Origin of the sequence: Rhizobium sp. CF080, from assembly GCF_000282095.2 — a bacterium.
Lineage (GTDB): Bacteria > Pseudomonadota > Alphaproteobacteria > Rhizobiales > Rhizobiaceae > Neorhizobium.
In genome coordinates this window covers 361,201-373,816 of sequence record NZ_AKKC02000009.1, presented here as the reverse complement: position 1 = coordinate 373,816, position 12,616 = coordinate 361,201, and the positions used below count along the sequence as shown (strand labels likewise).

Here is a 12,616-nt window from a genome sequence, read left to right as displayed (position 1 = left end):
AAAATCGAGGACGATATTCAACGCAAATCACGAATACGGCAGCTGTCGCCCCAATAAAACAATTATGTGATCAATAAACACTGAATACCGAGGAATTTTCCTGATGCGACTCGCGCCGGAGTAAAATTTCTATTCGGCGTTGCTTCAAAACACCTTCGCCGCCGTCACTTCCACTTCGACCAGGAATTCGGCACGGGTAAAGCCGCCGACGACGATCAGGGTCGAGACCGGTTTCGGGTCGAGTGTGAAACGGTCACGCGCCGCCATATAGGCGGGAAAATCCTCACGGCTGGTGACGAAGCCGGAAATGCGGATGACGTCCGCGTAAGTCATGTCCGCTTCTTCGAGAATGGCGCCGATCGCCTTGAAGCAGAGCTCGGCCTGGCCCGCCACATCCGGCGGGATCTTGTCCTCGGGCGAGATACCGAGCTGGCCGGAGGTAACGAGCAGGCTCGCACCCGGCGGCACCAACAGGCCGTGATTGTAGCCGCCGAACGGCTTGCGGACGGACGGCGGGTTGAAGGTCTTAAACGCCATAACCGACGATACCCTTGATTTCGAGGAAGTCGTGAATGGCCCAGTCGGCATATTCGCGGCCGTTGCCGGACTGCTTGAAGCCGCCGAAGGGCGCGAAGAGATCCCATTCGGGATAGTTGATGAAGACCGAGCCGGCGCGCAACCGTGCCGCCACCTTGCGGGCATGGCCGATATCACCGGACTGGACATAGGCCGCAAGCCCATAGGGCGTGTCGTTGGCGATCTCGATCGCCTCTTCCTCCGTCTCGTAAGAGAGGATCGACAGGACCGGCCCGAAGATTTCTTCTCGCGCGATGGTCATGTCGTTGGTGACGTTTCCGAACACGGTCGGGCGGATGTAGTAGCCGCGGTTGAGATTTTCCGGCCGACCGGGGCCGCCGGTGACCAGCGTCGCACCTTCGGCGATGCCCGCCTCAATCAGCCGCTGGATCTTGTCGAACTGGACTCGGCTCACCACCGGGCCGAGATCGATACCGTCCTCACACGGATCGCCAGTCTTGAGTTTTTCGGCCGCAGCCTTGGCGACCTGAAGCGCCTCGTCGTGACGCCCGGCCGGCACCAGCATGCGGGTCGGCGCATCGCAGGACTGGCCGGAATTGCCAAAGCAGGCAGTCACGCCGTCCGCCACCGCCTTTTCGAACTCCGCGTCAGCCAGGATGATATTCGGCGACTTGCCGCCGAGTTCTTGGGCCACCCGCTTCACCGTGTCGGCGGCGGTCTTGGCGACGATCACGCCGGCGCGGGTCGAGCCGGTGAAGGAGACCATGTCGACATCCGGATGGCCGGCCATCACCTGGCCCACGTCCGGCCCGGTGCCGTTGACGAGATTGAAGACGCCCTTCGGCGTGCCTGCTGCCTCCATCACCTCGGCGAAGATGATACCGCTGATCGGCGCGATCTCGGAGGGTTTGAGCACCATGGTGCAGCCGGCGGCAATCGCCGGCGCCACCTTGCAGACGATCTGGTTGAGCGGCCAGTTCCAGGGTGTAATCAGCGCGCAGACGCCGATCGGCTCCTTGACCACCATGGTCGTACCGCGCGCCTCGGTGAACTCGTAGGCTTCCAGCGCCTCGATGGTGGCGATCATATGCCCCTTGCCGGCCGCGGCCTGGGCATCGCGGGCAAAGGCGATCGGCGCGCCCATTTCCTGGGAGACGGCCTGAGCGATATCCTCATAACGCTTTTCGTATTCGGCAAGGATGCGGCGAAGCAGCGCCAGGCGCTCCTCCTTCGACCATTGCGAGAAGGCGGGAAACGCCGCCCTGGCGGCTGCGACGGCCTTGTCCACATCCGCCTTGGAGCCGAGTGCGATCCGCGTATACGCCTCTTCGGTGGACGGGTCGATGACGTCGAGCGCGACCGGGATGGCAGGCTCCACCCAGGCGCCGTCGATGAAGAATTTCAGGTGGTTGCTCATGGGAAACCTCCGGAGAGCCAGAGACGTGATCGCACCACTATCAGCCATCGTCATTTGCCTCGCAAGCCCGAAGGAGGCGTTTGCATGTGGAGCTTTGCCCCTCATCCGGCTGCCGCCACCTTCTCCCCGTATGGACGGGGAGAAGAGATATGCCGCACCACCTTGCGCAGCCTAAACACTGCCCGGAGAGAAATGGGAGCATGCCGCTTGCGTCCTTCTCCCCGTTAAAACGGGGAGAAGGTCCCGGCAGGGGGATGAGGGGCAGCCACGAGGTCGAGAAAAGGCCTATTCCATCGCCACGCTGTGATCCACAGCCGGCGCCTTGGCAGGCTTGCGCAGCACGAGCAGCAGCGGCATCACCGCAAGCGACATGATCATCAGCAGCTTGAAATCGTCCATATAGGCGATGATCGTCGACTGCAGCGTAATGATGCCGTCGAGTGCCGAGGCGCCGGCAACTGTCGTCGGGTCGAGGCCCGCCGCCGCCTTTGCCTGGAAAGCATGGTTGAACGGCGTCACGTAGCTGACGAGGTCCGCATGGTTGCGCTGGACATTCTCCACCAGCAGCGCCGAGACGACAGCAATGCCGACGCTGGAGCCGATATTGCGCGACAGGTTGTAAAGACCGGTCCCGTCGCCGCGCATATGCGCGGGCAGCGTCGCGAAGGCGATCGTCGTCAGCGGCACGAAGAGGAAGCCAAGGCCGGCGCCCTGGATGAAACCGACATAGACGATCGTCCATTGCGAGACGTCCGGCGTCCAGCTCATCATGTCATACATCGCCCAGGCGGTGATCGCGAGGCCGAAGAACAGCAGGATGCGGGTATCCACCTTGCCGATCAGCCGCCCGACCATGAACATGCAGACCATCGTGCCGAGACCGCGCGGCCCCATGACGATACCGGCGGTGATCACCGGATAGCCCATCAGCGACTGCAGATAGGGCGTCATCAGCGCGAGCGAGGCGAGATAGGTCACCCCGATCACGAAGATGAAGATCATGCTGACCGTGAAATTCTGGTCGAGGAACAGGCGCGGGTTGATGAACGACTTTTCCGTCGTGAACGTGTGGACGAGCAGCAGATAGAAGGCGGCCGCGCAGACCATGGCTTCGACGACGATCTCGCTCGACGAGAACCAGTCGAGCTGCTGGCCGCGGTCGAGGAAGAGCTGCAGCGAGGCGATCGCGAGACTGAGCATGCCGAAGCCGAACCAGTCGAGCTTCGCCTGCGCGTCGATCCTGGTCTCCTTGACGAAGACGCTGATGCCCATCAAGGCCAGGATGCCGATCGGCACGTTGATGTAGAACACCCAGCGCCAGCTGATATTGTCGGTGAGCCAGCCGCCGATGACCGGGCCGAGCACCGGCCCGACCATGACCGAGACGCCGAACAGCGCCATCGCCGAACCGCGTTCCTCGACCGAATAGATATCGAGCAGGATGCCCTGCGACAGCGGCACGAGGGCCGCGCCAAAAAAGCCCTGCAGCAGGCGGAAGCCGACGATCTGCGGCAGCGACTGGGCAAGCCCGCAAAGGACGGAGGCGGCGACGAAGCCGAAGATGGCGACGAGCAGCACCCGCTTGCGGCCGAACTTGGCAGCGAGGAAGCCAGACGGCGGCGTCATGATTGCCGCGGCGACGATATAGGAGGTCAGCACCCAGTTGATCTGGTCGGCGGAGGCCGAAACACTGCCCTGGATATAGGGCAGCGCGACGTTGGCGATCGTCGTGTCGAGCGCCTGCATGATGACGGCCAGGATGACGCAAGCTGTGATCGCACCGCGATTGGCCACCACAGCTGACGCTGCTGGTGAAGCCGCGCTACTCATGGGCGTAGGCCGACGAATGATCGAGAAGCTTCTGGGCAAATTCCGGCAGGCCGCGTTTGTGGCCGGTATCGACATCGACCACCGTGCTCATGCCGGCGCGCAGCGGCGGCTTGCCGGCCGTGTCATCGATCGACACACGCATCGGAATGCGCTGCACGACCTTGACCCAGTTGCCGGACGTGTTCTGCGCCGGAAGCAGCGCGAAGCTGGAGCCGGAGGCCGGGCTGACGCTCGCGACCTTGCCCGTCCATTGGACGCCCGGATAGGTATCGACGCTGATCGTCACCGGCTGACCGGGCTTGATATAGGTGAGCTCGGTTTCCTTCGGATTGGCGGCAATCCACATGTTCTTCGTCGAGACCAGCGAGAAGCCCTGCTGGGCGGCTTCGAGATAGCTGCCGACCTGAAGCGCGCTGACATTGGTGACGATGCCATCGAAAGGCGCGCGCACCACCGTGTCGTCGAACTGGCGCTGCGCATCGTCGACCGCCGACCGGGCTTCGAGATAGGTCGGGTTCTGCTCGATCGGCTGGTCGGCATTGCCGCCGAGCTGGGCGAGCGTCGCATCAGCCTGCGCCTTGGCGACCGCGACCTTCTGGTGGGCGGCGTCGAGATTGTGTTTAGCGTCGTCTAAGGCCGTCTGCGAGGCGGCCGAACCGGAGATCAGACGCTCCTGGCGTTCGAGCACGGTCTGATAATAGGGAATGTCGGCTTCCGCCTGGGCGATCTGGGCAAGCGACTCCTTGTAGGAGGCCTGCAGGTTGAGGAGCTGGTTGCGCGCCGCACCGAGTTTTGCCTTGGCGCCGTCGAGCGCAATACGGAAACTGTCCTGCTTCAGCGTGAAGAGCACCTGACCCTGGCTTACCTCCTGGTTCTCGTGCACATCCACGGACGCAACGGTGCCGGCGACATCGGTCGAAACGCCGATCATGTCCGCCTGCAGATAGGCATTGTCGGTCGACATGATCTGACCGCCCTCGACATAATAATAACCGCCGACGACGAGCGCGATCGGCAGCATCGCGAAAAGCACTGGCCGCGTCAGGCTGCGCCGCTTGCGCGCCTTGCTGTGCTCGGGCGCTGCCGGAGCGGGCGTTTCGAGAACGGTGACATTGCTGGTTTCAGGCGAACGGGCGGTGGTCTCAGTCATGGGAGGACTTCTTTTAAGCTTTGTCGGCCGGCGCGCGGCAGGCTGTTACGAGGTTGGATTTCATGTGTTCGAGTATTTCAAAGAGACGGGCGCGGTCGGCGTCCGAAATGTTCTGGAGCGCATCCTTGCGCGTCGCATCGCCAAGCTCGCGACCGTCGTCCAGCAGTGCCCTGGAACTCTCGGTCGTATAGAGCAGCGTGATCCGCCGGTCGGTCTCGTGTGGGCGCCGCTCGATAAGGCCGCGTTCCGCAAGGTTGTCGAGCACCCGCATCAATGAGATCGGCGAGATCTCCAGAAGCTCGGCAAGCGCCTTCTGGTGAATGCCTTCACAGCGGGCGAGATAGGCGATCGTCTGCCACTGGGCGCGCGTCAGGCCGATATGCTTCGCGCGCTGTTCGAAGCGCTTTCGAAACAGACGGGCGACGTCATTCAAAAGAAAGCCGAGAGTCGGGTTTGTGTTGGGCATGGCCGGACAACTAGTGTGCTGATGATAGGCATGTATATATTCTGGCGCCGACCAACAATCGCTCTACCTGCGACGTTCTGTCACTCAGGTCATCACGCTTGCGTGTGCAATCGCTGGGCAACCCGCATTGTGGAAGATCGGATTTATCGGAGAGGTGAAGCCTCCTGAAGGCCTCACCATAGATCGGGCAACCCTGGCTCCGTGAGACTATCCTGATGTAACATTAGGAGTTCGATTACCAACGAAAGTAAGGAAATTCCAACAAGCCTTAAATGTTCGCAAAACCTGTCGAAATAGATCAGCAACAATACTGCTTCATCCCACCTTAAAAGCTCGATGTTATAGAGTAAATCAACCTCGAGAAGGTTTGGGAAGCTCCTGAGCGCCTGGATCATCGACGCAACAGATCAACATCGATTTCAGAAGGCATACAGGCCCGATGCGACGCAGCTTTCTCCCTTTCGCCCTTCTCGGTTTTTTTGCGCTGCCGATGCCCGGCGCACAAGCGACAGCCCTCACCGATGACCTTCAAGGGCTTTCCAAGCAGCAGGTCGAGGATAGTGTCGAGTTCGCATTCGGTAATGCACTGTTTTTCCTGTTCCATGAAGCCGGACACATGCTGGTTTCGGAATTCAATCTGCCGGTTCTTGGCCGTGAGGAGGATGCCGTGGACACGCTCTCCACACTACTCCTGCTGGAGGCGGACGACGAGGTTTTCGATACGGCGCTGACCGACTCCGTCGATGGCTGGACGTTTTCCGCCGAGGCCAGCGAGGCGGCTGAAGAGGAGCAGGCCCTTTGGGATGTACACGCGCTGGACCGCCAGCGCGCCTTCAGCATGGTCTGCATGATGGTCGGCAAGGATGCGGAGAAGTTCAAGGAATCGGCCGACAACCTGGAATTTCCGGCGGAACGCCGGAAGCAGTGCGTCGGTGAATACCTGAAAGCCCATGACAGCTGGTTCGGCGTCCTGAAGCCGCATCAGCGGACCGACGGACAGAACAACAAATTCACGATCACCTACAAGAAGCCGAACGACAAGGAGCTGGAGGACTATGCGGACCTGACGAAGACGGCGAAGGTTCTGGATATCCTCGCCGAGCTTCTTTCCGGGCTCTACAAGCTCGACGACGGCATCAAGCTGACGGCCGCCGAATGTGGCGAGCCGAATGCCTATTGGTCGCCGAGCGAACGGGAAGTGACCTACTGCTACGAGCTGATGCAGTGGCACACGCAGACGGTCGCCAACTATTTCCGCAACGGCGAGGACAGCAGCGACGACGACGACGCGGAGGAGAAAACCTCCGAGGCAAAGCCGGCCCTGACACGCGTGTTCGGCACGGCGACCGCCCGCCAATAAGAAGCCGGCCAATAGGGAACAGAAAAGCCCGACCCTCGATCGAGGAGCCGGGCATTTTCATTTCGAGCGTCAAGCGCCGTAGGGCGCGAAGAATTTCTTGGCGGCTTCGATCTCGTTCGGACGGATCTCATGCCCGCCGCCATGCCATTCGAGAGTGACCGTGTCACCCTGCTTCCTGAAATAGTCGGCGAGGTCGGTGGTCTGCTCGACGGAACTGATCGGGTCGTGCTGGCCGGCCGTAATCAACACATGCGCCTTCTCTTCGAGCTTGCGGTCCTTCGGCTTGAACGGGATCAGCGGATGCATCAGCACGCCCGCATCGAACAGGCCCGGCTTCTCGATCATGATATTGGCGAGAATGTTCGCGCCGTTCGAGAAACCGAGGCCAAGCACGGTCGAAGATTCGTAGCGTTCGCGGTTGGCGGCGACGAATTCGCTCATCCGCTCGGTCGCCCGTGCCAGATCCTCGCAATCGTAGACACCTTCCGCCTTGCGCCTAAAAAAGCGTGCCGCGCCGTGTTCGGAAATGTCGCCGCGCGGCGAGATCACCGTGGCGCCCGGCAACAGCCGGCCACCGAAATCGAAGAACTGGTTTTCATCGCCGCCGGTGCCGTGGAAGACGAACAGGATCGGCGCTCCGGGTGCACCGGGGCGCGCCCGGTGCACATAACTGTCGTAACTCATGATGGTCTCCTTGGACGCGTCGTCTGGTCAGGCGTCCAGCGGTTCGAGATGTTGTTCGAGCGTTGCCCGCAGATGGGCGTGCTGTGCGGGAAGCTTCAGGGCTTCACCGAGATGAGCGGTATCCTCGTCGCGATCGAAGCCGGGTTCGTTGGTGGCGATTTCGAACAGCACGCCACCCGGCGTGCGGAAATAGATCGCCCAGAAGTAATCGCGGTCGATGACCGGAGTGACCTGGTAGCCGGTATCCATCAGCGCCTTGCGGACTTCGAGCTGCTTTGCGCGGTTCTCGACGGCAAAGGCGATGTGGTGGACCGAGCCAGCACCGAGATTGGCGCGGGCAATGTTCGGCATCGTTTCGATGTCGATGACATCGGCGCCGTTGCCGCCCGGCATGACCAGGCGGGTCACGCCATCCTGTGCGTCGGCTTGGCTGTAACCCATGAACTTCAGGAGCTCAGCGGTCGCCCCTTCGTCGCGAAGACGAAGCGAAGCGGAATGGAAACCGCGGATCGCGTGGTCTTCGGTAATGCCGTTGCCGATGAACTGCTTGCGGGCGTCATCCTTGACTTCGACGAGCGCGAAACCGTCACCATCGGGACCGGCGAAATGCAGGCGGTTTTCACCGAATGCGGTATCGGCCTTGATGCCTTCGGCGCCGGCTTTGGTCAGGCGGTCGGTCCAGAAACCGAACGAACCTTCCGGAACCGAGAACAGCGTGGTGCCCACTTCGCCGGTGCCCTGACGGCCGCGGGCGATATGCGGGAACGGGAAATAGGTCATGACGGAGCCGGGCGAACCGACTTCATCGCCGTAATAGAGATGGTAGACATCCGGAGCGTCGAAATTGACGGTCTTCTTGACCCGGCGAAGGCCGAGCGTATCGGTAAAGAACTTGTTGTTGGTGCTGGCACTGGCAGCCATCGACGTGACGTGGTGGAGGCCTTTGATCTGGTCGAGCATTTTAAACCCCTTTCTGGGAGCCGCCTGTGCGGCCCGCTTTCTGAGGTAAAGATGGTGGAACGACCGGGAATTGGATAGACGCGACGATCCGAACGCATTGTTCACTCTGCGTAGACGACCGTTGGTTAATCGTTCACAGAATTAGGCTTGTTCCGGCAGGCGCCAGTCGACCGGATCCTTGCCGATCGACTGCAGATAGGCATTCGCCTTGGAGAAGGGACGCGAGCCCAGAAACCCGTTATGCGCCGACAGCGGCGACGGATGCGCCGATTTCAGCACCAGATGCCGCTGCTGATCGACGAAGGCCGCTTTCTTCTGGGCATAGGAGCCCCAGAGGATGAAGACGACGCCGTCGCATTCATCATTGACAGCGCGGATCACCGCGTCGGTAAACCGTTCCCAGCCCCTGCCTTGATGGGCAGCAGCCTTGCCTTCCTCGACCGTCAGCACGCTGTTCAGCAACAGCACGCCCTGCTCCGCCCAGTGTTCAAGGAACCCGTGTTTGGCCGGCGGAATGCCGAGATCCGTCTCCATCTCCTTGTAGATGTTGACGAGCGACGGCGGGATGCGCACGCCGGGCTTGACGGAAAAGCAAAGCCCATGCGCCTGTCCGAAACCGTGATACGGATCCTGGCCGAGGATGACGACCTTGACCTCGTCGAGCGGCGTCAGGTCGAGCGCGCGAAAATATTCCGAGCCTTTCGGGAAGATGCGCTTGCCCGCTTGCCTTTCGGCGACGAGAAAGTGCTTGAGCTCGCTCATATAGGGATCGGAGAATTCCTGCCCGAGCACGAGCTTCCAGCTTTCCTCGAGCTTGACCTCGCCTTCCGCCATGTCCCGTTCCTTAGATGACGTGGTGGTTCGAGCGGGAATGCCAGTCCCAGGCCGAACGGATGATATCGTTCAGGCTGTATTTCGGCTCCCAGCCAAGCACCGCCCGCGCCTTGTCGTTATTGGCAACCAGCGAGGTGGAATCACCTTCGCGCCGGCCGACATAGTCCACTGGGAAGGGTTTTCCGGAAACCTCCGAAATCGCTGCAAGCAGTTCCTTCACGGTGGTGCCGGTGCCGGTGCCGAGGTTGAGTTCGACCGTCTCGCCGCCGGCGAGAAGGTAGTCGACTGCACGCACATGCGCGTCGGCAAGGTCAAGCACGTGGATATAATCGCGCACGCAGGTACCGTCGCGGGTGTCGTAATCGTCACCGAACACCTTGAACCCCTGACGGCGGCCGAGCGCGGCCTCTATGGCGAGCGGAATGGCGTGGGTTTCCGGCGTGTGCCATTCGCCGATCCGGCCCTCGAAATCGGCGCCGGCGGCATTGAAATAGCGCAGCATCACCGACTTCAAATTCTTGTAGGTGCCGTAATCCTTCAGCGCCTGCTCGATGATGAACTTGGTGCGGCCGTATGGATTGATCGGCGCCTGTTTGTGCGTCTCGTCCATCGGCACGCGGTCCGGCAGGCCGTAGGTGGCGCAGGTCGAGGAAAACACGAAGGCCTTGACGCCCGCATCGATCGCCGCCGACAAGAGCGTCAGCGCCCCGATGACATTGTTGTCGTAGAAGGCGACCGGGTTCTTGACCGATTCCCCCACCTCGATCAGCGCTGCGAAATGCAGAACCGCATCCGGCTTGTGCTTGGCAAAAACCTCGTCGAGCCGGGCGCGGTCGCGGATATCGCCCTGTTCCAGCTCACCCCAGCGCACGAATTCCGCATGCCCGTTGGAGAGATTGTCGAAGACGATCGGCTGATACCCCCGCTCGGCGAGCACCAGGCATGTATGGGAGCCGATATAGCCGGCCCCGCCGACAACGAGCACTTTCTTCTGCGACATCATTTTCCCTGCGGTTATTGAAGCCGGCGGCACTATAACCGGCGGCGCTTAAATGGGAAGGGCGGACGACCTCGAGAAATTTGGGTGGAGACGTCGCTTCCGAACTTGTCTATCCTACTCAGGATATTCCATAGGTCATTTCATGCGTCTCCTCTTTCTCGCCCTCGGATGGCTGTTCGTCGCAATCGGCATTGTCGGGGCTTTCCTGCCTGTCCTGCCCACCACGCCATTCCTGCTTCTCGCCGTCGCCTGTTTCGCCCGCTCCTCGCCGCGGCTGGAAGCGTGGCTGCTCGACCACCCGAAATTCGGGCCGTCACTGCGCAACTGGCGGGAAAAGGGTGCGATCGCCAGGAAGGCGAAGATCGCCGCCATTTCGTTGATGGCGGCCAGTTACGCGGTCTTCTGGTTCGGCACCTCGCCGCCGCTGTGGCGGGCGGCACTGGTGGCCGCGGTGATGCTCGGTTCGGCGACCTTCATCGTCACCCGGCCGGATACATGAGCATCTGAACGTTCAGCGGTGCCGCGATTGCGGCAGGACGTAGGGGATGTGGGCTGCCGGCAGGCGGCCAACGGCGCCGGCGATGCCATAGACGCTGGCGATGATCTCGTCGTTCACGGTTTCCATGCAGCCGCCTTCCGCCACCACCCGGCCGTGGTTGAGCACCACCAGATGGTCGGCGAATTCCGCTGCCAGGTTGAGGTCGTGCAGGATGGCGAGGACGATACCACCGGCCGCGGCGAAATCGCGAGCGATTTCCAGCACCGAGATCTGGTGTCCGAGGTCGAGGCTGGCGGTCGGTTCGTCGAGGAACAGCGCTCGCGGCACGCCCTCAGTGACCGGCTGTGGCACCTGCGCGAGTGCACGGGCGAATTGCACCCGCTGCTGCTCGCCGCCCGACAGCGACGGATAGGGCCGGCTTTCGAAACCGCGCAGGCCCACGCGTGACAAGGCTTGGCGGGCCTGCTCGGTCGGATTGAGCGCGCCTTGCGCCACCGCCCCCATGCGGACGATTTCGAGCGCGGTGAAGGGGAAGGCGAGCTGCGTCGCCTGCGGCAGCACCGCCCGGCGTTTGGCAAGCTCGACCGGCTGGCAGAGATCGACGCTGGTGCCGTGGTAGCTGACGAAGCCGATATCCGGCTTCATCTCGCCGGAGATCACCTTCATCAGCGTCGATTTTCCGGCGCCGTTCGGGCCGATGACGACGGTGAACTTGCCCGGCTCTAGATCGATGCCGACATTGTCGAGCAGTTTGCGGCCCGAGCGGGCGACGGTGACGTGTTCTGCGGAAATCATGGCATGTCCCGCATGGTGATGCCGTTCTTGCCGAGCAGCAGGAAGAGGAAGACCGGAGCGCCGAACAGAGCGGTAATGACGCCGATCGGCAGTTCCGCGGGAGCGGCCACGGTGCGCGCGACGCTGTCGGCAATCAGCAGCAGTGCCCCTCCGCCGAGCGCCGAGCCGGGCAGCAGGAAACGATGCGACGGCCCCATGACGAGGCGCAGCAGATGCGGCACGACGATGCCGACGAAACCGATCGAGCCGGCGACCGCAACCGTCGAGCCGCAGGCGGCGGCCACCGCGACGATGACGATCTTCTTCAGCCGCTGCACCGGTATGCCCATGTGAAAGGCGGCGGCGTCGCCGAGCACCAGCGCATCGAGACCCCGTGCCACGAAGGGCATGATGATCATCACCGCGCCGATGAAGGGCAGGATCGACAATACGCGGCCGAACGTGGCGCCGCCGAGCGAGCCGAGGCTCCAGAAGGTGATGTCGCGCAGCTGCCGGTCGTCGGCCATGACGATCATCAGGCCCATCAGTGCCGCCGACAGCGCGCCGATCGCGATGCCCGACAGGATCAGCGACGTCGTCGACGTCCGTCCGTCGCGGGTGGCGATGAGGTAGAGCATCCAGGTGTTAAACAGGCCGCCGAAAAAGGCCATCAGCGGCAGGAACTGATTGCCGAGCACCATGGCGACCGGCGCCAGAATGCCGTTGCCGAGCACGATCGCCGCGACCGCGGCAAGTCCCGCGCCGGACGTGACGCCGACAATGCCGGGATCGGCGAGCGGATTGCGGAACAGGCCCTGCATCATCGCGCCGGAGACGGCAAGGCCCGCGCCGACCAGAAGGCCGAGCGCGGTGCGCGGCAGACGGACCGCCTCGAGGATCACCCGCTCCTGGGTCGAGAGGCTGGCGCTGTTGCCGGTCGCGTAGGTCCAGAGATCGCGCAGGCCGACACCTGTCGGGCCGATGCCGAGCGAAAGCAGGCATGCGACAAACAGCATCACCGCCAGCAGAAGAAGCACGACGACGCCCTGGCGCGTCCGGTCTCCATCCTCCGCCGGCCGGAAGGGCATCGCCAGCGCCTTCATCA

General features: G+C 62.2%; 13 protein-coding genes. 2 read left to right on the top strand and 11 right to left on the bottom strand.

Annotated features, from left to right (window positions below; translation table 11 throughout):
- Positions 1–144: 144 nt before the first annotated feature.
- The 5 genes from PMI07_RS22210 to PMI07_RS22190 form a co-directional block, all read right to left on the bottom strand.
- Positions 145–537 (bottom strand): RidA family protein, encoded by a 393-nt coding sequence (locus PMI07_RS22210; protein WP_007771233.1) that lies wholly within the window; start codon positions 535–537, stop codon positions 145–147.
- On the bottom strand, positions 527–1,954 hold the full coding sequence (locus PMI07_RS22205) for an aldehyde dehydrogenase family protein (RefSeq protein ID WP_024164037.1): 1,428 nt from the start codon (positions 1,952–1,954) through the stop codon (positions 527–529). The genes PMI07_RS22210 and PMI07_RS22205 overlap by 11 nt, the downstream gene beginning before the upstream one ends.
- A gap of 285 nt (positions 1,955–2,239) precedes the next feature.
- Positions 2,240–3,784 carry a DHA2 family efflux MFS transporter permease subunit gene (locus tag PMI07_RS22200; RefSeq protein ID WP_037087806.1) on the bottom strand — a complete coding sequence of 515 codons (1,545 nt, stop codon included), beginning with the start codon at positions 3,782–3,784 and terminating at the stop codon, positions 2,240–2,242.
- A complete protein-coding gene (locus PMI07_RS22195) occupies positions 3,777–4,934 on the bottom strand; it encodes an HlyD family secretion protein (protein ID WP_007758397.1) in 1,158 nt (385 codons plus the stop codon). Before PMI07_RS22195 ends, PMI07_RS22200 begins: the two co-directional genes overlap by 8 nt.
- A gap of 13 nt (positions 4,935–4,947) precedes the next feature.
- A complete protein-coding gene (locus PMI07_RS22190; RefSeq protein WP_007758395.1) occupies positions 4,948–5,400 on the bottom strand; it encodes a MarR family transcriptional regulator in 453 nt (150 codons plus the stop codon).
- 439 nt (positions 5,401–5,839) lie between these two features.
- On the opposite strand from PMI07_RS22190, the gene PMI07_RS22180 reads away from it, so the two are divergent.
- Positions 5,840–6,760, top strand: a complete 921-nt coding sequence (locus PMI07_RS22180) for a DUF4344 domain-containing metallopeptidase (protein ID WP_007758393.1) — start codon at positions 5,840–5,842, stop codon at positions 6,758–6,760.
- A 69-nt stretch (positions 6,761–6,829) separates the two neighbouring features.
- Here the strand turns inward: PMI07_RS22180 and PMI07_RS22175 are convergent, their stop codons facing one another.
- The 4 genes from PMI07_RS22175 to galE form a co-directional block, all read right to left on the bottom strand.
- Positions 6,830–7,444 carry an alpha/beta hydrolase gene (locus PMI07_RS22175; RefSeq protein WP_007758391.1) on the bottom strand — a complete coding sequence of 205 codons (615 nt, stop codon included), beginning with the start codon at positions 7,442–7,444 and terminating at the stop codon, positions 6,830–6,832.
- Positions 7,445–7,471: 27 nt separating this feature from the next.
- On the bottom strand, positions 7,472–8,404 hold the full coding sequence (locus PMI07_RS22170) for a VOC family protein (RefSeq protein WP_007758389.1): 933 nt from the start codon (positions 8,402–8,404) through the stop codon (positions 7,472–7,474).
- Between the two features lie 141 nt (positions 8,405–8,545).
- Positions 8,546–9,238: a uracil-DNA glycosylase gene (gene ung / locus PMI07_RS22165; RefSeq protein ID WP_007758388.1), complete on the bottom strand. Its 693-nt coding sequence runs from the start codon at positions 9,236–9,238 to the stop codon at positions 8,546–8,548.
- Positions 9,239–9,248: 10 nt separating this feature from the next.
- Positions 9,249–10,238 carry a UDP-glucose 4-epimerase GalE gene (galE, locus tag PMI07_RS22160; protein WP_007758386.1) on the bottom strand — a complete coding sequence of 330 codons (990 nt, stop codon included), beginning with the start codon at positions 10,236–10,238 and terminating at the stop codon, positions 9,249–9,251.
- A gap of 142 nt (positions 10,239–10,380) precedes the next feature.
- Here galE and PMI07_RS22155 point away from each other — a divergent pair, with 142 nt between their 5' ends.
- Positions 10,381–10,737 (top strand): YbaN family protein, encoded by a 357-nt coding sequence (locus PMI07_RS22155; protein WP_007758381.1) that lies wholly within the window; start codon positions 10,381–10,383, stop codon positions 10,735–10,737.
- A 12-nt stretch (positions 10,738–10,749) separates the two neighbouring features.
- Here the strand turns inward: PMI07_RS22155 and PMI07_RS22150 are convergent, their stop codons facing one another.
- The gene (locus tag PMI07_RS22150; protein ID WP_024164036.1) at positions 10,750–11,532 is read right to left on the bottom strand and encodes a heme ABC transporter ATP-binding protein; all 783 of its coding nucleotides are present in this window, start codon (positions 11,530–11,532) and stop codon (positions 10,750–10,752) included.
- Positions 11,529–12,614, bottom strand: coding sequence for an iron ABC transporter permease (locus PMI07_RS22145; protein WP_155956614.1), 1,086 nt, complete (start codon positions 12,612–12,614; stop codon positions 11,529–11,531). Before PMI07_RS22145 ends, PMI07_RS22150 begins: the two co-directional genes overlap by 4 nt.
- Between the last annotated feature and the right edge of the window lie 2 nt (positions 12,615–12,616).